At 58.1% G+C, this 21,074-nt stretch carries 17 protein-coding genes and 1 tRNA gene; 5 read left to right on the forward strand and 13 right to left on the reverse strand.

The annotated features are described in order from the left end of the window. The first annotated feature begins 1 nt into the window (after position 1). Together QYH43_RS18930 and QYH43_RS18935 are read left to right on the forward strand one after the other, a co-directional pair. Positions 2 to 703, forward strand: coding sequence for a hypothetical protein (locus tag QYH43_RS18930; RefSeq protein ID WP_301157804.1), 702 nt, complete (start codon positions 2 to 4; stop codon positions 701 to 703). Continuing rightward, entirely contained in the window at positions 700 to 1,371 is a 672-nt protein-coding gene (locus tag QYH43_RS18935) for a PP2C family serine/threonine-protein phosphatase (protein WP_301157805.1), read from the forward strand. The genes QYH43_RS18930 and QYH43_RS18935 overlap by 4 nt, the downstream gene beginning before the upstream one ends. A 134-nt stretch (positions 1,372 to 1,505) precedes the next feature. Here QYH43_RS18935 and QYH43_RS18940 read toward each other — a convergent pair. From QYH43_RS18940 to rpsU, 5 genes are all read right to left on the reverse strand, one after another. Then, a tRNA-Ile gene (locus QYH43_RS18940) sits at positions 1,506 to 1,582 on the reverse strand. A gap of 15 nt (positions 1,583 to 1,597) precedes the next feature. Next, complete coding sequence (locus QYH43_RS18945; RefSeq protein ID WP_301157806.1) at positions 1,598 to 5,344, reverse strand: bifunctional diguanylate cyclase/phosphodiesterase; 3,747 nt, start codon at positions 5,342 to 5,344, stop codon at positions 1,598 to 1,600. A gap of 121 nt (positions 5,345 to 5,465) precedes the next feature. Continuing rightward, positions 5,466 to 7,313: an RNA polymerase sigma factor RpoD gene (gene rpoD, locus QYH43_RS18950; protein WP_301157807.1), complete on the reverse strand. Its 1,848-nt coding sequence runs from the start codon at positions 7,311 to 7,313 to the stop codon at positions 5,466 to 5,468. Positions 7,314 to 7,380: 67 nt separating this feature from the next. Beyond that, positions 7,381 to 9,348 carry a DNA primase gene (gene dnaG / locus QYH43_RS18955; RefSeq protein ID WP_301157808.1) on the reverse strand — a complete coding sequence of 656 codons (1,968 nt, stop codon included), beginning with the start codon at positions 9,346 to 9,348 and terminating at the stop codon, positions 7,381 to 7,383. A 482-nt stretch (positions 9,349 to 9,830) separates the two neighbouring features. Beyond that, the gene (gene rpsU, locus QYH43_RS18960; protein WP_002551877.1) at positions 9,831 to 10,046 is read right to left on the reverse strand and encodes a 30S ribosomal protein S21; all 216 of its coding nucleotides are present in this window, start codon (positions 10,044 to 10,046) and stop codon (positions 9,831 to 9,833) included. Positions 10,047 to 10,245: 199 nt separating this feature from the next. Here rpsU and tsaD point away from each other — a divergent pair, with 199 nt between their 5' ends. After that, positions 10,246 to 11,271 (forward strand): tRNA (adenosine(37)-N6)-threonylcarbamoyltransferase complex transferase subunit TsaD, encoded by a 1,026-nt coding sequence (gene tsaD / locus QYH43_RS18965; protein WP_095060345.1) that lies wholly within the window; start codon positions 10,246 to 10,248, stop codon positions 11,269 to 11,271. A gap of 23 nt (positions 11,272 to 11,294) precedes the next feature. Here tsaD and plsY read toward each other — a convergent pair whose 3' ends face one another. Then, positions 11,295 to 11,864: a glycerol-3-phosphate 1-O-acyltransferase PlsY gene (gene plsY, locus QYH43_RS18970; protein WP_095060343.1), complete on the reverse strand. Its 570-nt coding sequence runs from the start codon at positions 11,862 to 11,864 to the stop codon at positions 11,295 to 11,297. A gap of 74 nt (positions 11,865 to 11,938) precedes the next feature. Here plsY and folB point away from each other — a divergent pair, with 74 nt between their 5' ends. Together folB and folK are read left to right on the forward strand one after the other, a co-directional pair. Further along, entirely contained in the window at positions 11,939 to 12,295 is a 357-nt protein-coding gene (folB, locus tag QYH43_RS18975) for a dihydroneopterin aldolase (protein WP_301157809.1), read from the forward strand. Next, positions 12,286 to 12,804 (forward strand): 2-amino-4-hydroxy-6-hydroxymethyldihydropteridine diphosphokinase, encoded by a 519-nt coding sequence (folK, locus tag QYH43_RS18980; protein ID WP_301157810.1) that lies wholly within the window; start codon positions 12,286 to 12,288, stop codon positions 12,802 to 12,804. The genes folB and folK overlap by 10 nt, the downstream gene beginning before the upstream one ends. A gap of 84 nt (positions 12,805 to 12,888) precedes the next feature. Here the strand turns inward: folK and QYH43_RS18985 are convergent, their stop codons facing one another. The 7 genes from QYH43_RS18985 to apaG form a co-directional block, all read right to left on the reverse strand. Continuing rightward, positions 12,889 to 14,112, reverse strand: coding sequence for a multifunctional CCA addition/repair protein (locus QYH43_RS18985; protein WP_301157811.1), 1,224 nt, complete (start codon positions 14,110 to 14,112; stop codon positions 12,889 to 12,891). A 63-nt stretch (positions 14,113 to 14,175) separates the two neighbouring features. Beyond that, positions 14,176 to 15,738 carry a SpoVR family protein gene (locus QYH43_RS18990; RefSeq protein WP_095060335.1) on the reverse strand — a complete coding sequence of 521 codons (1,563 nt, stop codon included), beginning with the start codon at positions 15,736 to 15,738 and terminating at the stop codon, positions 14,176 to 14,178. Beyond that, a complete protein-coding gene (locus QYH43_RS18995) occupies positions 15,735 to 17,006 on the reverse strand; it encodes a YeaH/YhbH family protein (RefSeq protein ID WP_007947798.1) in 1,272 nt (423 codons plus the stop codon). Before QYH43_RS18995 ends, QYH43_RS18990 begins: the two co-directional genes overlap by 4 nt. A 200-nt stretch (positions 17,007 to 17,206) precedes the next feature. Continuing rightward, positions 17,207 to 19,129, reverse strand: a complete 1,923-nt coding sequence (locus QYH43_RS19000) for a PrkA family serine protein kinase (RefSeq protein ID WP_053162938.1) — start codon at positions 19,127 to 19,129, stop codon at positions 17,207 to 17,209. A gap of 297 nt (positions 19,130 to 19,426) precedes the next feature. After that, positions 19,427 to 19,756, reverse strand: coding sequence for a thiosulfate sulfurtransferase GlpE (gene glpE, locus QYH43_RS19005; protein WP_301157812.1), 330 nt, complete (start codon positions 19,754 to 19,756; stop codon positions 19,427 to 19,429). Between the two features lie 33 nt (positions 19,757 to 19,789). After that, a complete protein-coding gene (locus QYH43_RS19010; protein WP_301157813.1) occupies positions 19,790 to 20,671 on the reverse strand; it encodes a symmetrical bis(5'-nucleosyl)-tetraphosphatase in 882 nt (293 codons plus the stop codon). Then, positions 20,671 to 21,051, reverse strand: coding sequence for a Co2+/Mg2+ efflux protein ApaG (gene apaG, locus QYH43_RS19015; protein ID WP_301157814.1), 381 nt, complete (start codon positions 21,049 to 21,051; stop codon positions 20,671 to 20,673). The genes QYH43_RS19010 and apaG overlap by 1 nt, the downstream gene beginning before the upstream one ends. Between the last annotated feature and the right edge of the window lie 23 nt (positions 21,052 to 21,074).

Raw genomic sequence — 21,074 nt, forward strand, 5'->3', positions numbered from 1 at the left:
GATGGCATCAAACGCGGACCACAATTACGAGCTGATCGAGTATGTGGCTGAAGGTCTGGGCAAAGAATTATTGGCTGAAGTTGCCTTTGTTGGTGGATGCACGACGGCAATGCTGGTGACCGACACCGCTGTCATGGATGACATCCGGTTTACTGATGATGTCGACTTGGTCATCGAGCTGGCGGGTGTTAGTGCCTGGCAACACCTCACAGAACGCCTGGCGGCAAAAAAAATCAAAATTACAGGGGAGGACGAGGTCAACTGTCGATTTCGTTTCAACGATGTCATCGTGGATGTGATGCCTTCGGATCCGGCGGTTCTCGGCTATGCGAACCGCTGGTTCGTGGAAGGGCTTGCTCACGCTGTGAAGTTCGCGCTACCCAGTGGTCTAGAGATACAGATCTTCCAGTCGACTTATTTTCTTGCTACGAAGTTGGAAGCCTTCAACGGGCGCGGAGAAGGTGATCCTTATCACAAGGATGTCGAGGACATCGTTATCTTGATTGATGGGCGTCCGGAGCTGTTGGAGGAAGTCCGAGGGGCGGAAACTGAATTACTGCATTTTATCGCCAAGGGAGTGGGTGAACTGTTTAGGCTCAGTGGCATCGACTATGCGATTCAAAGCTCAGGCTCGGTTCGGGCAAACCCCGCTCGTGGCGTGCTCATCCATCAGCGTATGAAGGACCTAAGCCTGCTCGCATGAGATACGAAATCAGATCGGTAAAAGGGCTGGCCCGAGAAGCCAACCATGATTGCGCTGGCGCGGTTTTCGATGGCGTCAGGGGGCTGTTTGTTGTCGTGGATGGCACTTCGAAGCCAGGGAGTGGCCAATTGGCCCTTGGATTTGTGCAAGCAGTGATGGATGCCTACCAGGCTCTTATCAATCAAGGTGCTGAAGACTCGACTCATAGTGCCGTCGAGCAACTGCTAAGGTCTGTGCTTACAGACTTGCACGCTCCCCTTTTTTCCAAGCGGACAGGTACAACAAGCTACTTGGTCGGCGTTGCTTCTCATGGGCAGCTCACACTTGCATATGAGGGTGACTGCTCATGTGGCTTTGTCTGCGCGAAAGGTGGAATCGAGTGGTTCACGCCACCGCATTGCAAGGCGAACTGGAGGCGTGACCGATCACATCGGGAGCTTGCGCTTGATCCTGCTCGCAATCTGATTACCCGTTGCTATAGGGCCAACCGTTCCCCGGATCCAGATTTTGTTTTCCGTTCTGTAGCTGCAGGCGAGCGTCTTGTGTTCGCAACGGATGGCTTTTGGGCGGAGCTGACTGATGCTCGACAGGATGATGTGCTTGCAGCTCCTGCCAGTGAAATCACCGATGTAGACGATGATGTGACTTGGATTGATGTGAAACTGTAAACATTGCGAGTTGGCTGGTTTGTTCATTGATGGCGCGCCAACTCCCTATGAAGTGGGGCGAAGGGCTTGAAAGGCTGTTTTCAACGGTGGTCGATCAAACACGAAAAAGCCGCGCATTGCGCGGCTTTCTTGTTTGGTGGGCCCACACGGACTTGAACCGTGGACCAAAGGATTATGAGTCCTCTGCTCTAACCAACTGAGCTATAGGCCCTCAGTAGGTCGCGGATTATAGCGACGGTTTCACGGCTGTGCCATCCGAAAAAGCCTTTACGTTTGTACGAAGAAACGTCGCAGCAAATTCCTCGGGGGGCAGGGGCAGGCTGACGATGTAGCCCTGGATCTGTTCGCAGCCTTCGGCGGCGAGGAATTGTTGCTGTGCCTGGCTCTCGACGCCTTCGGCGATGACGGTGAATTGCATGCTTCGTCCGAGGGCGATTATGGCTCGCACAATGGCCGCGTCGTGTGGGTCGTCGGGCAGGCCGCGGACGAAAGACTGGTCGATCTTGAGAATGTCCAACGGCAGGCGCTTGAGGTAACTCAGGGAGGAATAGCCTGTTCCGAAGTCGTCGATGGCCAGTTGGACGCCCAATTGCTTGAGTTGATGCAGCACGGCCAAGGCCTCTTCGGCCTGGCTCATGATGAAGTTTTCGGTAATTTCCAGTTGCAGAATACCGGGGTTGAGGCCGTTGTCCTTGAGCAGTTGTTCGATTCGGCCCAGCAGGTTCGGCTGACGCAGTTGAGCCCCGGCGAGGTTGACCGAGAGCGGACCGAGGCCTTCGTACAGCTGGTGCCACTCGCGTATCTGGCGGCAGGCGGTTTCGAGGACCCAGTCGCCGATTTGCAGGATCATGCCGTTTTCTTCGGCCAACGGAATGAAGTGCTCTCGCGGCACGTCACCAAAGGTCGGGTGGTGCCAGCGAATCAAGGCTTCGGCACCGACCAGGCGGTAGTCATCGAGGCTGATTTTTGGTTGGTAGTACAAGTGCAGTTCGTTGCGTTCGATGGCGCGGCGAAGTTCGTGTTCCAGGGCCACACGCTCGCTGGCCTGGGCGGTGAGGTCGCGGGTATAGCTTTCTACGCGGTTGCGGCCCTTGGCCTTGGAGCGATACATCGCCGCGTCCGCATTCTTGATCAGCGTGGCGACGTCGCTGCCATCCTTCGGATAGAGGCTGGTGCCGATGCTGGCGCTGATGAAAAACTCATGCTCGCCGGCCTGGAAGGGCGCCGAGAAGCAGTTGAGCAGTTTGGTGGCGATGTTGTCGGCATCGGTGGGTTGTTGCAGGCCGGGCAGCAGGATGATGAACTCGTCCCCACCCAGGCGCGCCACGGTATCGATATCGCGCAGTTGCTCCTTGAGGCGTATGGCGATGCCTTTGAGCAGCAAGTCGCCGACCGGATGGCCAAGGCTGTCGTTGATATGCTTGAAGCGGTCAAGGTCGAGAAACAACACGGCGCCCTGGCCGCCATTTTCCTGCTGATTATTGAGTGCGGTCAGCAATCGGCTTTCAAACAATGTGCGGTTGGGCAGGCCGGTCAGCGGATCATGGTGTGCCTGGTAGTCGAGTTTGGCCTGGGCGTGCTTGAGGCTGGAAATGTCGGCAAACACCGCGACAAAGTGAGTGATGAATTTGTCCCGGTTACGCACGGAGCTGATGGTCAACCAGCTCGGATAGAGTTCGCCGTTTTTGCGCCGGTTGGAAATCTCGCCTTGCCAGTGTCCCTCGGCGGTCAGTTGGTGCCACATGGCCGCGTAGAACGCGCTGTCGTGCAGGCCCGAGGCAAGCAGGCGCGGCGTATGGCCCAAGGCCTCGCTTTCGCTGTAGCCGGTGATTTCAGTGAACGCCCGGTTGACCGCGCTGATGTGCTGCTGGGTGTCGGTGATTAATACACCTTCCGCGGTGCTCTCGAATACGGTCGCGGCCTGTTGCAGTTTTTCCTGCATCAGGTGCCGCTCGGTGATGTCCCGGGCGATGGTCAACATGCAGTCTTCATCGCCGATCGGCAGCGGCCGGCTGGACACTTCGCAAAGCCGGATCTGCCCGTCGCTGCGGCGGATGTGGCAGCTGAAGTCGCGGACGAAGCCATCACGATGCAACAGGTCGAGCATTTGTTTGCGTTCGTTGAGGTTGACCCAGATCCCCAAATCCAGCGCCGAACGATCCACCGACATGGCGCTGTTGAACCCGGTGATGCGGCTGAAACCCTCGTTGACCTCCAGTAGCAGGCCATCGCTTTGCCGCGACAGCAATAAACCGTCGGGCGAGGCGTGGAAGGCCTTGGCGAATTTTTCTTCGGACGTTTGCAGCTGTTGCTGGGTTTCCTTGAGCTGAGTGATGTCACGCACCACGACCACCAGCGCGGGCGTCATGTCGAGATCGAACGGCTCGGCGGAGATCAGGCCGGTAAACACTTGGCCATTGTTGCGACGGAAAGGCATTTCCAGGTTGCGGATGCTGCCGGCCTGCAGCCGCTGCAACAGGCCCGGCCCCACGCCGGGAATACCCCAGATGTTGAGGTCGGTGGCGGTGAGGCCGATGACGTCTTCGGCCCGGAGGCCAATCTGTTCTTCAAACGCTTCGTTGACTTCAAGAAGACAGCCGTCGGAAAGCCGCGCGATCACCAGAATGTCCGGGCATTGCTGGAACACCGAGGCGAATTTCTGCTCCGACAGGCGCAGCGCTTCTTCGGTGCGTTTGGCGTCGCTGATATCGATCATCAGTCCGCGCAGCACTGGCTCATGGCCGTGTTCGATCAGGCTGACGATGTCGCGCACCCACAAGCAACGGCCGTCAGCGGTGATGACCCGGTAATCGAGGGTGTGGTCACGTCCAGCCAGTACTTCGTTGTCGCAGTAGGTCTGGGCGCGGATCAGGTCGGCGGGGTGAATGATGTTGCGCCAGAAGCCCGGGATCAGCCAATGGGCCAAGGGATAACCCAGCAGTTCTTTGGCATGGGGGGACACGTAGCTGTAGGTGAAATCGTCCATCTTCGCTTCCCACGCGATAGCCGACAGGCTCTCCACCAGGCCGCGGTAATGGTATTCGCTAATGCGCAGTTCTTGCTCCAGATCGACCCGGCGGGCAATTTCCGAACTCAAGCGACGGTTGATCCGAATGACCGCCGCCAGCACGAAGGTCAACAACAGCAACCCCGGTAAGCCGTAAATCAGCAGATCGTTCCAGAACGTTCGATGATCGAGGACGTTGCCGACCCAACGTTCCTGGATGGCGCTGATTTCCGCCGGGCTCATGTCTGCCAGGACTTTGTCGAGAATGCCGACCAGAATTTTGTTGTCGCGGGGTACGCCCATGGCCATCTGATAGCGGTAAGGGGTCTCACCGCTGACATACAGCCCGTCGAGCTTGAGCTGGCGCAGGCTCCAGACGCTGGAGGCCAGATCCCCCACAACGGCGTCCACTTCATCGGTCGCCAATGCCTGCAACGCCGAGCTGACGTTGGGCATCGCCACTAAGTTGAGATCGGGATTGTGTGTGCGCAAGAGTTCGTGGGGCGCGTAGTTCTCCACGACGGCGATTTTCAGCCCGTACAGATCTTCGATTTTGCGCGGTTGCGGGCCTCCGGCATGGGCCAGGATTACAATCGGAAAGTCCAGGTAAGGACGGGTAAAGGACAGAAAAGCCTGGCGTTCGGGCGTCGACATGATGCCGGGCAGCAGGTCCAGCTTGCCCTGTTTGGCTTGCTGTAGGACGACGGACCAACTTACGGGTTCAACGGGTGTGAGCTTTACGGCCAATCGCTGGCGTATCACCTGGATATAGTCGGCAGCCAAGCCCTGATAGCGCCCCTGATCGTCGCGAAACTCAAACGGGGGCCATGAGGCATCGACACCCAGGCGCAAGTCCGGATGAGCCGTCAGCCAGCGACGTTCTTCGTCTGTGAGAGTCAGCGCGCCAGCCGTTGCGGTCCAGGTCATCAGCGACAGCAAAAAAAGCACGGTCGGCAATCTGGGCATAACGGTCTCGTTATGGCTCGGGGGAATGCTTCGAGTGTAGACGGGCTATGGGGCGGGAGGCGGAGGCGCGGGGATTTATCTGCACAAAACAAAACCCCCGGCCTGGGCCGGGGGTTTGTGTTTACTCGTCGAGGAAGGAGCGCAAATGCTCGCTTCTCGTCGGGTGGCGCAGCTTGCGCAGCGCCTTGGCTTCGATCTGACGAATCCGTTCACGGGTCACGTCGAACTGCTTACCAACCTCCTCGAGGGTGTGGTCGGTATTCATGTCGATACCGAAACGCATGCGCAATACCTTGGCTTCACGGGCAGTGAGGCCGGACAGTACTTCGCGAGTCGCTTCTTTAAGGCTCTCAACGGTGGCAACATCGATTGGCGACTGCATGGTCGAGTCTTCGATGAAGTCGCCCAGATGGGAGTCTTCGTCATCACCGATCGGGGTTTCCATGGAGATCGGCTCTTTAGCGATCTTCAATACCTTGCGGATTTTGTCCTCAGGCATTTCCATGCGTTCGCCCAGCTCTTCCGGGGTCGGTTCGCGACCCATTTCCTGCAACATCTGGCGGGAAATACGGTTGAGCTTGTTGATCGTCTCGATCATGTGCACCGGAATACGGATGGTGCGGGCCTGGTCGGCGATCGAGCGAGTGATCGCCTGACGGATCCACCAGGTGGCATAAGTCGAGAATTTGTAGCCGCGACGGTATTCAAACTTGTCTACCGCTTTCATCAAACCGATGTTGCCTTCCTGGATCAAATCGAGGAATTGCAGGCCACGGTTGGTGTACTTCTTGGCAATCGAGATCACCAGACGCAAGTTCGCTTCAACCATCTCTTTCTTCGCGCGGCGGGCCTTGGCCTCACCGATGGACATGCGACGGTTGATGTCCTTGATCTCGGCGATCGTCAAGCCGGTCTCGGTTTCCAGCGCGGTCAGCTTCTGCTGGCAACGGATGATGTCCGGTTGCAGGCGACCAATGGCTTCAGCGTATTTGCTTTTGCCTTTGGCCAGAGCGTCGCTCCAGCTTTCGTCAACTTCGTTGCCCGGGAACTGGCGCAGGAAGTCGGCACGCGGCATGCGTGCATCACGAACGCACAGCTGCATGATTGCGCGCTCTTGCTGACGCAGGCGATCCAGGGCACTGCGAACACGCTCGACCAGGCCTTCGAATTGCTTCGGCACCAGTTTGATCGGCATGAACAGCTCGGCCAGGGCCAACAGCTCGGCAATCGTTGCCTTGTTGTTGCGACCGTGCTTTTTCAGCGCCTTGCGGGCGATTTCCATCTGATCGGCGACAGCACCAAAGCGCTGTGCAGCGATGACCGGATCCGGACCGCTTTCGGCTTCTTCTTCGTCATCGGAAGATTCGGCTTCATCGTCGTCGGTGTCGTCATCCGCTTTCACCGCTTTCGCGTCGACCGGTGGCGGCACTTCCGCTGCCGGCGGCGCAATGCCGTCGTCCGGGTCGATATAACCGCTCAGGACGTCAGACAGGCGACCACCTTCGGTGGTAACGCGGGTGTACTCGGAGAGAATATGATCAACCGTGCCAGGGAAGTGCGCGATAGCGCCCATCACTTCACGGATGCCCTCTTCAATACGTTTGGCGATTTCAATTTCGCCTTCACGTGTGAGGAGCTCTACTGTTCCCATTTCGCGCATGTACATGCGCACCGGGTCGGTAGTGCGACCAATGTCGGTCTCGACCGCTGCCAACGCAGCAGCTGCCTCTTCGGCCGCCGCTTCGTCGGTATCGGCGTCGGCCAGCATAAGGGAATCCTTATCTGGCGCAACCTCGAATACGTTGATCCCCATGTCGTTAATCATGCGGATGATGTCTTCCACCTGTTCCGGATCTGAAATATCCTCCGGCAGGTGGTCGTTGACCTCCGCGTAAGTCAGGTAGCCCTGCTCACGACCAAGTGTGATCAACTCTTTGATACGAGACTGCTGTTGCGCTTTTCCGGACATAACACCCTATCCACTGAAGGTCTTGGCGGGCAAAAAACAAGCCGAGGATTATACCTGAGCTATGACCTCACGCGCCAGTTGAGGTCGGGCTTGATGCGGAAACATTGCGACTTAATAGGTCGCGCAGTTGATTTTTCTCGTCGCTGGTCAGTTCGCTTTGACGTGCTTTCCTGAGAAGTTGTTCCAGGTTTCGCTCGCGTTGGCGCGCTGACAAGCTAGTTATGGTGTCAAAAAACTGTTGTTCAAGGTTATCTCCGTCTATCAGCCATTCCTTTTCCGCCAGGGCTCTGAGCAAGCGACCTTGCTCCGTGCCGTGCCAGCGTGCGATCAACTGAATTGAGTTTAGCTTGGGATTCTTTTGCACGGCTTCGAGCAGCGCCACCAGCAATTGCGTGTTGGTGTGGTCCTCGGCGGCAAAGTGCCCGGCATCCTCGACTTTTTCCGCCAACTGCGGGTGATGCAGCAGCGTGCGCAAGGCGGCGAGGGTTGGCGGCTCTACAGCGGCAGGCACCCGCGGGGCGCGAGGTTGATCGCGATCACCGCCACGTTTGCCATTTTTGTCCCAGGGTTTCTTGTCCCATTTCTTGCCTCCTGCACCAGGTTTCTTCGGCGTCCATTCATGCTGCGGCACATACATTTCCTGCGCCTGCGGCTGATGATAGTCGCTGTAATCGGGCATCGCGTCGTAATCGATACCCGGATCGTAGGCCGGTGGGGCTTCCTGCGGGGCGCTTTGGGCCAGTTGGCTCACCGCTTCGCCGCTCAGGCCGGTGATTTCGCTCAGGCGCTGACGCATCAGGATGCGCAGGTTGGCCCCGGGGACTTTGTCGATCAGCGGCGCGGCGAGGGTGGCCATGTGGGCCTTGCCTTCGAGCGAGCGCGGGTCAGCTTCTTCCGTCAATTGCTGGAAGAAGTAATCCGCCAATGGCTGTGCGTGCTGGTTGATCCGGGCGCGGAAAGCATCGGTGCCTTCGGAGCGAACGAGCGTATCCGGGTCTTCGCCTTCGGGCAGGAACAGAAAACGGGCACGACGCCCGTCCTGAAGGCTCGGAAGCGTTGCTTCCAGCGCTCGCCAGGCGGCATTGCGGCCTGCCTGGTCGCCGTCGAAGCAAAACAGCACGTTGGGCACGACGCGAAACAATCGCTTCAAGTGCTCTTCGCTGGTGGCGGTGCCCAGTGTCGCGACGGCATTGCGCAGGCCTTGCTGGGCGAGGGCGATGACGTCCATGTAGCCTTCGACGACGATGATTTCGTCGAGGTTACGGTTGTTCTTGCGCGCTTCAAACAGGCCGTAGAGTTCCTGACCTTTATGGAAGACCGGGGTTTCCGGGGAGTTCAGGTATTTCGGTTTGTCATCGCCCAGTACCCGGCCACCAAAGGCAATGATGCGGCCGCGGCTGTCGCGGATCGGGAACATCACGCGATCACGAAAGCGATCGTAGCGTTTGCCGGTTTCGGCGTTCTCGATCAGCAAGCCGGCATCGATCATGGCTTTTTGTTGCAGGGTATCGCTGCTCAAGTGCTTGAACAGGTTGTCCCAGCCGGGTGGTGCAAAGCCGAGGCCGAAGTCCCGGGCGATTTCACCGGTCAGCCCGCGACCTTTTAGGTAGTCCACGGCGGCTTTGCGCGATGGATGGCTTTTGAGGGCCTGACGATAGAAATCGGCGGCGGCACTGAGCAGCGGGTACAGCGGCGAATCGGTCGGTTGCCGTGGCTTGTGCGGCCGCCCGCTTTCTTCGCGGGGGATCTCCATGCCGGCCGCTTTGGCCAGTTCTTCGACAGCCTGGACGAAATCTAGGTTGTCGTGGTCCATGATGAAGCCAAGGGCGTTGCCGCCCGCGCCGCAACCGAAGCAGTAATAGAACTGTTTGTCGGGGCTGACGCTGAAAGAGGGTGTTTTTTCTTTATGGAACGGGCAGCAGGCGGTGTGGTTCTTGCCGGCTTTTTTCAGTTGCAGGCGCGAGCTGACCACGTCGACGATGTCGGTGCGGTTCAGAAGGTCGTCAATGAAGCTCTGGGGAATTAGCCCGGCCATGGCGTTCTCGTCATCTGCGCTGATAGGAGCCCGAAACGAAGGGCGACCGAACGCGGGTCATTGTGTGAGGCGCGCAAGATGTGCGGCTCGACCAGTGTCGTCTGCGTATTCGCTGTCGGGAAGTGTATCTGCCGAAAATCCACTGACGTTAGTGCCAATCAGTATTCGACGGTTTGAAAATGTTGCGCTGAATCCGGCTGCGACCAATCAATGGTCTCGGATAGCTCACAATTTGGCACGCATGCAGGTGCCTTGGGCTGATCGTCGTGAGAGGAATCAGTGGGTGTGCTCGTCAGTAGCCTTGAAAGGCTCGTCAGAAAAGACGTGCACCGCTGGCAAAAGAGCCAGGTCTGACGCGGTGAAGCAGATTTGTCTCGGTCGCGTCTGCGGCTTCGACAGTGAAGCATCAAGCGTTTTACGCAAATGCCATAAGCCCGGCTGAGGGCCGGGCTTGGCAGAAGCTTGCTACGATCGTCTGTGTATTAGTACAGACGAACGGCGCGGCGCTGTTCGCGCTGAACTTTCTTGGCGTGACGCTTAACAGCGGCTGCTGCCTTGCGCTTACGCTCAGAAGTTGGCTTCTCGTAAAATTCGCGGCTACGAACTTCAGCCAGTACACCGGCTTTTTCGCAGGAGCGCTTGAAACGACGCAGAGCTACGTCGAAGGGTTCGTTCTCTTTTACTTTGACGGCTGGCATCCAGAGCTACCTTCATTCATTACCGGGGTCAACATCCTCGCGGCAAAAGAGCACTTGAAGACGTCGGTTTTTAAGGGTTGCGGATGTTAACCCCTCATCGCTCGGAATGCAAAGCCTCTGATCGAAAACCGCTGGTCGGGGCATCACGCGACGACTATTATGCGCGCCTTCGAATTCAGCCTAAACAAGGCGCAAACCCATGCTAGTACTGGGATTAGAAACCTCCTGCGACGAAACTGGTGTCGCATTATATGACAGTGAACGCGGCTTGCTGGCCGACGCGCTGTTCAGTCAGATCGACCTGCACCGTGCCTATGGTGGCGTGGTGCCGGAGCTGGCCTCGCGGGACCACGTCAAACGCATGCTGCCCTTGATTCGTCAGGTGTTGGCCGAGGCGGACTGCGTGCCGACCGAGATCGACGCGATCGCTTATACCGCGGGTCCTGGCCTGGTTGGTGCCTTGTTGGTGGGGGCTTCCTGCGCCCAGGCGCTGGCCTTTGCCTGGGGCATTCCGGCGTTGGGCGTGCACCACATGGAAGGCCATTTACTGGCGCCGATGCTGGAGCCAAAACCGCCGGAATTTCCGTTCGTCGCTTTGTTGGTGTCGGGCGGTCATACGCAGCTGGTTCAGGTCGACGGAATCGGTCAATACACGCTTCTGGGCGAAACCCTGGATGACGCGGCAGGCGAAGCCTTCGACAAGACCGCGAAGATGATGGGTCTCAATTATCCTGGTGGACCGGAGATCGCTCGTCTGGCGGAGCAGGGCGTTGCAGGACGTTTCGTGTTCCCGCGTCCGATGTGCGACCGCCCGGGCCTGGATTTCAGCTTCAGTGGCTTGAAAACCTTCGCTTTGAATACCTGGCAACAGTGCGTCAGCGCCGGGGACGACGGCGAGCAAGCTCGTTGCGACATCTCACTGGCGTTCCAGCAGGCGGTGGTGGAGACTTTGACCATCAAGTGCAAGCGTGCCCTCAAAGCGGCTGGCATGAAGCGTCTGGTGATCGCTGGGGGCGTCAGTGCCAACAAGGCTCTGCGTACTTCATTGGAAAAAATGCTCGGCGACATGAAGGGCGATGTTTTTTATGCTCGCCCTGAGTTTTGTACCGATAATGGCGCGATGATCGCGTTTGCCGGTTGCCAGCGCTTGCAGGCCGGTCAGCAGGAGAGCCTGGCAATCAGCGTGCAGGCGCGTTGGCCGATGGAGCAATTGTCGGCGCTGTGATGAGCGGTGCTCACGTGCGGCATTTAAAAATGCCGTTCGCGCCCGGCAAACAGGTCACGTAGATTACCGCGATGACGCCAGACGATCAGTGCGGTGAGTGCGCTCATGGGTAGCAGCGCTGCCGGCTCTTGCCAGGCCAGCAGCGGCAGGGTCAGCGGTGTGGCGATCAAGGCGGCCAGGGAACTGGTGCGGGTCAGATAGAACGTCAGCAGCCAGGCGCAGACCGCCAGCAGTGCTGCTGGCGGATACAGGCCCAGCAACATACCGGCAGCAGTGGCGACACCCTTGCCACCGCGAAAACGGAAGTACACCGGGAACAAATGGCCGATAACGGCGCTGACGCCAATCCATGCCTGCTCTTGCAGTGAAAGCCCGGCAATGCTTGCAATCAGTACGGGCAGCAAGCCTTTGCACAGGTCGCCGAGCAGGGTCAGGATCGCGAGTTTCCTGCCTGCGACGCGCAACATGTTGGTGGCGCCGGCATTGCCCGAACCACTCATTCGCGGATCGGGGTTACCGGTCAGGCGGCTGAGCAAAATGGCAAAGGACAGAGAGCCGAGCAGGTAGGCGAGGATCGCCAATAACCAAAACATGCTAACTATTCCGGGCGAGGACGCCCTGATTCTAACGGCGCATTGCGCCCTTGTCGTGTAGCGGAGAGAAGTGCTTGGACAGAGTGTTTATCGAGGGCCTGGAAGTCGATACGGTGATTGGTGCCTACGACTGGGAGCGAGGCATCCGACAGTGCTTGCGACTTGATCTGAGCTTCGCCTGGGACAATCGCCCGGCCGCTGCCGGCGATGACCTGACGTTGGCGCTCGACTACGCAAGCGTTTCCACGCGCATTCAAGCCTTTGCCGAGCAGGCGCAGTTTCAGCTGGTCGAAACCTTTGCCGAGCGTCTGGCTGAGGTGCTGATGAGCGAATTCAAGATCACCTGGATGCACCTCAAGCTGACCAAGCCCGGTGCGGTCCCGGCTGCCACGGGTGGTGTGGGTGTGGAGATCGAGCGCGGATGTCGCTGACTCAGGTGTACCTCGGGCTCGGTAGCAATATCGAGCGCGAAACCCATTTGCTTGCCGGGCTGGAGGCGTTGTCGGGGTTTCTGGCGGACATCCATTGTTCGCCGGTTTTCGAAAGCCAGCCAGTCGGGATCAAGAGCGGGCCGTTCTTCAATTTTGTGGTGTCGGCTTACACCGATCTGCCTCTGATGGAGCTGGATCGTCGGCTAAAGTTTATCGAGGCGGATAACGGTCGTTATGCGCCTGATCGCCGGGGTTTGCCGCTGGATATCGACGTGTTGCTGTTCGGTGATCTGGTGGGCAACTTCGATGGCTTGATCTTGCCGCGGGCAGAAATTCTGAAAAATGCATTCGTTCTGTGGCCGTTGTCTTTGATTGCGCCGGATCGTGTACATCCCGGAGTAGGCAAAAGTTTTTCCAGGCTGTGGGATGAATCGCAGATTGATCAGGTGTTGGTGCCGGTGGCTTTCGAGTGGCGTGGTGAGCAACTGACACCCTCTAATTTACTGTAATGAGAAAGATCGCAACCTTCGGCAGCTCCTTGGATTGATGTGCGTCCTGTAGGAGCTGCCGAAGGCTGCGATCTTTTGATCCGCCTAGACTTTTTCTTTGTAAGCCTTCAACGCCTTGAGCCGCTCGCGCTTGATTGCCTCTCCCAACTCCGGTCCGTTAAAGCCTTTCTCCAGCAGCGGCCGAACCGCCACGCTGCGAGCAGCTGTTGCGGCCCCGCGCAAATAATCCGCCTGTGGATAACTTCTCTCTTCCAGTCCTTTGCGTCCGCGTGCATCCATTTCGCATGCAGCGATGAACTCTTCGAACCGCTGCGGACGACGGTACACGTCGAAGCGTTGCAGTAACTCCAGCAATGTCGACGGCTTGAGCTCTTGGGCGCGATGACCGTGAGTGTGATATTCACCCACCAATAGTGCCAATTCCTGGCAATCCCTTGGCGCCTTGAAGCGCTCATTGACCGCTTTGATCAGTTTGAGTCCCTTGAACTCGTGAGCAATGTGCCTGGGCCATTCTTCTTCCGGCGTCAGGCCTTTGCCCAGGTCGTGCAGCAGGCAGGCCCAGCGCACGGTCAGCGGTTGTTGGTGCTTTGCGGCTTGTTCCAGCACGCTCAGGGTGTGTGCGCCGGTATCGATTTCCGGATGGTGAACTTCCGGTTGCGGTACGCCGAACAGCGCATCGACCTCTGGCATCAAGACGTTCAGTGCGCCGCACGCACGCAGAACTTCGATGAACACCTGAGGCTGTTTTTCCATCAGTGCGCGGGATATTTCTTTCCAGCTCCGCTCTGCCGTCAGCGCCTCCAGTTCGCCTGACTCACTGAGTTGGCGCATGAGGTCCAGCGTTTCGGGGGCAACGGTGAAACCAAGCCCCGCATAACGAGCGGCGAAGCGGGCAACACGCAGAACCCTGAGCGGATCTTCGGCAAACGCGGGGGAAACGTGGCGAAGAATACGTGCTTCAAGATCGCGTTGACCGTGATAAGGGTCGGTCAGGTTCTGCTGATCGTCCTCGGCCATGGCATTGATGGTCAGGTCGCGGCGAATCAGGTCTTCTTCGAGGGTGACTTCAGGGCTGGCGTGGAACGTGAACCCGCCGTAACCGCGTCCGCTTTTGCGTTCGGTCCGGGCGAGGGCGTATTCCTCACCGGTTTTGGGATGAAGAAACACTGGGAAATCCGCTCCCACCGGGCGAAAGCCCTTGGCGAGCATCTCTTCGGTAGTGGCACCGACCACGACCCGGTCAATGTCAGTGACCGGTATGCCCAGCAGGCGATCGCGTACTGCACCGCCGACTTTATAGATCCGCATAAAAAACCTCCGTTAGCTCGACAGGATAACCGTTGCGTCGAGCTTTCGGAGGCTGGTACAGGATCAAAGATGAATGACAGCCAGATCCAGCCGTCCGTAATCGCCTTCGCTGTGCTCGTTCCTTGGGGGGACATGGTGGGTTTTCATCACTTGGTCTCCTTGCAAGGTTTCCAGGTGAATATCGAAACCCCAGAGGCGGTGCAGGTGCTTGAGCACCTCCTCGGTGGACTCTCCCAGCGGTTTGCGGTCGTGTTGTTGATGGCGCAAGGTCAGGGACCGGTCGCCGCGCCGGTCGATGCTGTAAATCTGCACATTGGGTTCGCGATTGCCCAGGTTGTACTGCGCCGCGAGGGTTTCGCGGATGATGCGGTAGCCGCCCTCGTCGTGAATGGCGGGCACCAGCAGATCGTCCTTCTGGTCGTCATCGAGAATGCTGAACAGCTTCAGATCGCGGATCACCTTGGGCGACAGGTACTGCAGGATGAAACTCTCGTCCTTGAAGCTGCTCATGGCGAACTTGATGGCTGCCAGCCAGTCGGTACCGGCGATGTCCGGGAACCAGCGGTAATCTTCTTCCGTAGGTTCTTCGCACATGCGACGGATGTCGCGGTACATGGCAAACCCCAAGGCGTAGGGGTTGATGCCGCTGTAGTAAGGGCTGTCGAAACCAGGCTGGAACACCACGCTGGTGTGGGACGTCAGGAACTCCATCATGAAGCCGTCGGTCACCAGCCCTTCGTCGTACAGATCGTTCATCAGGGTGTAGTGCCAGAACGTGGCCCAGCCCTCGTTCATCACCTGAGTCTGGCGTTGTGGATAAAAATACTGGGCGATCTTGCGCACGATACGCACGATTTCCCGCTGCCACGGCTCCAGCAGTGGCGCGTGTTTTTCGATGAAGTACAGGATGTTTTCCTGAGGTTCGGCGGGGAAGCGAGCGTTGTCCTTGTCGCTGTACTTGTCTGCGCCCTTGGGAATGGTGCGCCACAGGTCGTTGATTTGTTTCTGCAGGTGTTCTTCCCGGTCTTTCTGCCGGCGACGTTCTTCTTCCGCGGAAATCGGATAGGGCCGCTTGTAGCGGTCAACGCCATAGTTCATCAGCGCGTGGCAGGAATCGAGCAAGTCCTCGACCGCATCGATGCCGTGGCGCTCTTCGCATTGCATGATGTACTGCTTGGCGAACACCAGGTAATCGATGATCGAACTGGCGTCGGTCCAGGTGCGGAACAGGTAATTGCCTTTGAAAAAGCTGTTATGCCCGTAGCAGGCATGGGCCACGACCAACGCCTGCATGCAGATGGTGTTTTCTTCCATCAGGTAGGCGATGCAGGGGTCGGAGTTGATCACGATCTCGTAGGCCAGCCCCATCTGGCCGCGGGAGTAGGATTTTTCGGTGCTGAGGAAGTGTTTGCCGTAGGACCAATGGTGATAGCCCAGCGGCATGCCGACGGAGGCGTAGGCGTCCATCATTTGTTCGGCGGTGATGACTTCGATCTGGTTGGGGTAGGTGTCGAGCGCGTAGCCAGCCGCAATACGGCTGATTTCGCGGTCGTAGGCCTGGATCAGCTCGAATGTCCATTCGGAGCCGGTGGAAATGGGTTGGCGCTTCTGCTCTTTGGCGGTCATGTCACTAACCTGCGCTGGAAGAGTTCACGGAAGACCGGATAGATATCCCCGGCCGAGACCAGTTGTTGCTGGGCAAACGTGTCGGAAAAGGCTTCGGCGATGCGTTCGTACTCGAACCACAAGGCTTGATGTTCGCGCGGGGTTATCTCAACGTAAGTGTAGTACTGCACGAACGGCATGATCTGGTTGATCAGGATGTCGCGGCAGATCGGCGAGTCGTCGTTCCAGTTGTCGCCGTCGGAAGCCTGGGCGGCATAGATGTTCCACTCGTTGCTCGGATAGCGCTCGGCCATGATCTCTTGCATCAGTTTCAAGGCGCTGGACACGATGGTGCCACCGGTTTCCCGGGAGTAGAAAAACTCTTCCTCGTCCACTTCGCGAGCGCTGGTGTGGTGACGGATGAACACGACGTCGATCTTGTCGTAATTACGCTTGAGGAACAGGTACAGCAAGATGAAGAAACGCTTGGCGATGTCCTTGGTCGCCTGGGTCATCGAGCCGGATACGTCCATCAGGCAGAACATCACGGCCTTGGAGCTGGGGTTGGGTTGCTTGATGAGCAGGTTGTACTTGAGGTCGAAGGTGTCAAGAAACGGTACGCGATGGATGCGTGCACTGAGTTTTTCGATTTCAGCTTCGATTTTCTGAATATCGCCGAAGTTGTCCGGTTCTTCCTGCTTGAGTCGCAGGAGTTCCTCTTTGGCTTCACGCAGTTTGGCGCGGCTGCTGCCGGACAACGCAATCCGTCGGGCATGAGCTGAGCGCAGGGTACGGATGATGTTGATCCGCGACGGATTGCCTTCGTTGCTGATCCCGGCGCGTACGGTTTTGAAGGTGTCGGTGCCGGTCAGGTTGCGTTTGACCAGGTTTGGCAATTCGAGATCCTCGAACATGAATTCGAGGAACTCCTCCTGGGTGATCTGGAAGACAAACTCGTCCATCCCTTCACCCGAGTTACCGGCTTTACCAGGCCCGCGGCCGCCGCCACCTCCCGGTGGGCGGGCGATATGCTCGCCGCTGGTGAACTCTTTGTTCCCCGGATGCACGACCGTCTGTTTGCCACCGCGACCGTGGTGAAGCACCGGCTCGTCGATATCGCGGCCGGGAATGCTGATTTGTTCGCCGTGTTCCATATCGGTAATGGAGCGCCGGCTGACCGCCTCTTCGACAGCCTTTTTGATGTGATCACGGTAACGCCGCAGAAACCGCTGCCGGTTCACCGTGCTCTTGTTCTTGCCATTGAGACGTCGGTCGATCACATAGCTCATGACTGCTCCTTAGAAGCTGTCCTGAAAGGGGCGAGCGGTGATGCAGCATCGAACCGGGAGCCGAGGGGTCACGCTCCCCCAAGCGCTTTGGATGCTGCCTGAACTCGCTACCGACTTTCGAACACCTTCCAGAGGCCTGTGTAACAGAAAAAGCGCACACAGGTCTCTGGCTGACGACAACCGGTCTGACCGGCAGCGGGTTATTGTGATTTTCTGACCCGCAGGTACCACTCGGACAGCAGTCGTACCTGTTTGTCGGTGTAGCCCCGCTCGACCATTCGTGTGACGAAGTCGTTGTGTTTCTGCTGGTCCTCTTTGCTGGCCTTGGCATTGAAACTGATGACTGGCAGCAGGTCTTCGGTGTTGGAGAACATTTTCTTCTCGATGACCACCCGCAGTTTCTCGTAGCTGAGCCAGGTCGGGTTCTTGCCGTTGTTGTTGGCGCGGGCACGCAGGACGAAGTTGACGATTTCGTTGCGGAAATCCTTCGGATTGCTGATGCCGGCCGGTTTTTCGATTTTCTCCAGTTCTTCGTTCAGGGCCACGCGGTTGAGGATTTCGCCGGTTTCCGGGTCGCGGTATTCCTGGTCCTGGATCCAGAAGTCGGCGTACAGCACGTAGCGATCGAAGATGTTCTGACCGTACTCGCTGTAGGACTCGAGGTACGCGGTCTGGATCTCCTTGCCGATGAACTCGATGTAACGCGGCGCCAGGTATTCCTTGAGGAAGCGCAGATAGCGCTCGCGGGTTTCGGCCTGGAACTGTTCCTGCTCAATCTGTTGTTCCAGCACGTAAAGCAAGTGCACCGGGTTGGCGGCAATTTCGTGCGGGTCGAAGTTGAACACCTTCGACAGGATCTTGAACGCGAAGCGGGTCGACAGGCCGTTCATGCCTTCGTCGACACCGGCGTTGTCGCGGTATTCCTGGATCGACTTGGCTTTCGGATCGGTGTCCTTGAGGTTCTCGCCGTCGTACACGCGCATCTTCGAGTAGATGTTGGAGTTTTCCGGCTCCTTGAGGCGCGAGAGTACGGTGAACTGGGCCAGCATCTTCAAAGTGTCGGGTGCGCAGTGGGCCTTGGCCAGTGAGCTGTTGAACAGCAGTTTGTCGTAGATCTTCACTTCGTCACTGACCCGCAGGCAGTACGGTACTTTGACGATGTAGATCCGGTCGATGAACGCTTCGTTGTTCTTGTTGTTGCGGAAGGTGTGCCACTCCGATTCGTTGGAGTGCGCCAGCAGGATCCCGGTGAACGGAATCGCGCCGAGGCCTTCTGTACTGTTGTAGTTGCCCTCCTGGGTGGCAGTCAGCAGTGGGTGCAGCACCTTGATCGGTGCCTTGAACATTTCGACGAATTCCATCAGGCCCTGGTTGGCCCGGCACAGTGCGCCCGAGTAGCTGTAGGCGTCGGCGTCGTTCTGTGGGAACTCTTCCAGTTTGCGAATATCGACCTTGCCCACCAGCGCCGAGATGTCCTGGTTGTTTTCGTCACCCGGTTCGGTTTTGGCCACGGCGATCTGGTTGAGGATCGACGGGTAAAGCTTCACTACGCGGAACTGACTGATGTCGCCGCCGAATTCAGCCAGGCGCTTGGTCGCCCATGGGGACATGATGGTGTTGAGGTAGCGCCGTGGAATGCCGAAATCTTCCTCGAGGATCGCCCCATCTTCAGTGGAGTTGAACAGACCCAGAGGTGATTCGAACACTGGCGAGCCCTTGATCGCATAGAAGGGCACTTTTTCAATCAGTTGCTTGAGCTTCTCGGCAAGGGAGGATTTACCGCCACCGACAGGGCCGAGCAGGTAAAGAATCTGTTTCTTCTCTTCCAGGCCCTGAGCGGCATGGCGGAAGTACGACACGATCTGGTCGATGCATTCTTCCATCCCATGGAAGTCTTCAAAGGCCGGATAGCGGCGAATGACCTTGTTGGAGAAGATTCGCGACAGCCTCGAGTTGGTCGAGGTGTCGAGCAGTTCCGGTTCACCGATGGCCAGCAGCAGACGCTCGGCGGCGGAAACGTAGGCGCTGCGGTCTTTTTTGCACAGTTCCAGATACTCTTGCAGAGAGAGCTCTTCCTGGCGTGTGGACTCGAAGCGTTGTTGGAAGTGGCTAAAGATACTCATGACGTCACCTCGCTCGATACGTGGAGCCGACGCCGGATCATTCAGTCGATGCTGGCAGCAACCGAACAGGCGATTGCTGTTTACCCCCCAGAACTCTCCCGGAGCTGACTGCCCCGAAAGCTACTCCCGATGACCCGCGCGCCGGTGTACCGGCTCTCCCCTGTTTTGGATGGCCTGCGCTTAAGGATAGTTGGGAATTCGGGAGGTAAAGGCGAGATACGTAATTAGTTGTGGCAGACCGTTCGTCTGCCACCGCGCTAGCCCGCGGCTGCCGGGGGCTTGCGTGTTACAAAAAAATTATTCGGAAGTGCCTTGCGACGTTTCCGCAGGATAAGTCGTACGCCACAGCTCAAAACCGCCATCCATGCTGTAGACATCCGAGAAGCCCTGGCTGATCAGATAGGCCGCAGCGCCCTGGCTGGAGTTGCCGTGGTAGCAGACCACCACGGTCGGCGCGTCGAGGTCGGCACCCTGGATGAAGGCGTGCAGGGAATGGTTGTCCAGATGCTTCGAACCGGCAATGTGCAGGGCGGCAAAAGTCGCGGGGTCACGGACGTCGACCACCACAGCGCCTTGCTCGCGCAGGGCCTGGGCCTGTTCCGGGGGGATACGTTTGAATTCGCTCATGGCGGGCTCCTGTGGCTCGGCTGAATGGGCAGTCTAGCGCGGGGCGCTGGCTGGCGATGTTTCGGGAATGGGGGAGGCGACTGGCGGTGCAGGATGCCCGTGCTCGTCGCACTTGCAGGACACGCGCTGGCCACTGTCGACGTTCATCAGGGTCAAGGCGCCACCCCAGACGCAACCGGTATCGAGCGCCAGGATGTTCGGCTCATCGATCTTGCCTTCCAGCGCCGCCCAATGACCGAAGATGATCTTCAGGTCCCTGGTCTTGCGTTCTTTGTGTTGGAACCAGGGTTTGTAACCCGGCGGAGCGGTGTCCAGGCCTTCCTTGCTCTTGAGGTCGAGTTTGCCTTCGGCGGTGCAAAAACGCATGCGAGTAAAGTAGTTGGTGATCACTCGCAGGCGTGTCACGCCTTTGAGGTCGTTATCCCACTTCGCCGGATCGTTGCCGTACATGCCATCGAGATAGGGCGGCAGCAGGTTGTCGTCTCGCAGCGCAGTCTCGACTTCCGCGGCGTACTTCAAGGCTTTGCGCAGCGACCACTGGGGCGGGATGCCGGCATGGACCAAGGCGACTTTGCGCTGTTCGTCGTAGTGCATGAGCTTCTGCTGGCGCAACCATTCAAGCAATTCGGCGCAATCGGGCGCTTCGATGATTTCGCGCAGGGTATCGGACTTCTTCAGGCGCTCAATGTTGCGTCCGGCCGCCAGCAGATGCAGGTCGTGGTTGCCGAGTACGCACACCAGTGATTCACGGATGCCGTAGAGAAAACGCAAGGTTTCCAGCGACTGGGGGCCGCGATTGACCAGGTCGCCCACCAGCCACAGGCGATCCTTTGCAGGATCGAATGCGACTTGCTTGAGCAGGCATTGCAACGCTTCAAGGCAGCCTTGCAGATCGCCGACCGCGTACGTTGCCATCAGTGCAACGACCCCGGCACGGCCAGGCGGAACGGGGCAATGATGGCATCGAATTGCTTACCATCGTCGGCAACCATCTGATACGAACCTTGCATGGTGCCAACCTTGGTGGTCATGACCGTGCCGCTGCTGTAGGTGTGGCTCTTGCCTGCCTCGATCAAAGGTTGCTGACCGACCACGCCGGCACCGCGAACCTCTTCGACGTGCCCGTCACCATCGGTGATCACCCAATGCCGAGACAGCAGCTTGGCGGGCACCAGGCCGTTGTTTTGCACGGTAATGGTGTAGGCGAAGGCAAAACGGTCATGTTCAGGTTGCGATTGTTCTGCCAGATAGCGGGTGACGACGCTGACGTCGACCTGATAACGAGGATCGGACATGCAAGAGGCCTTAAAAACGAAGC

The sequence above is a fragment of the Pseudomonas sp. C32 genome (genome assembly GCF_030417915.1).
Taxonomy (GTDB): domain Bacteria; phylum Pseudomonadota; class Gammaproteobacteria; order Pseudomonadales; family Pseudomonadaceae; genus Aquipseudomonas.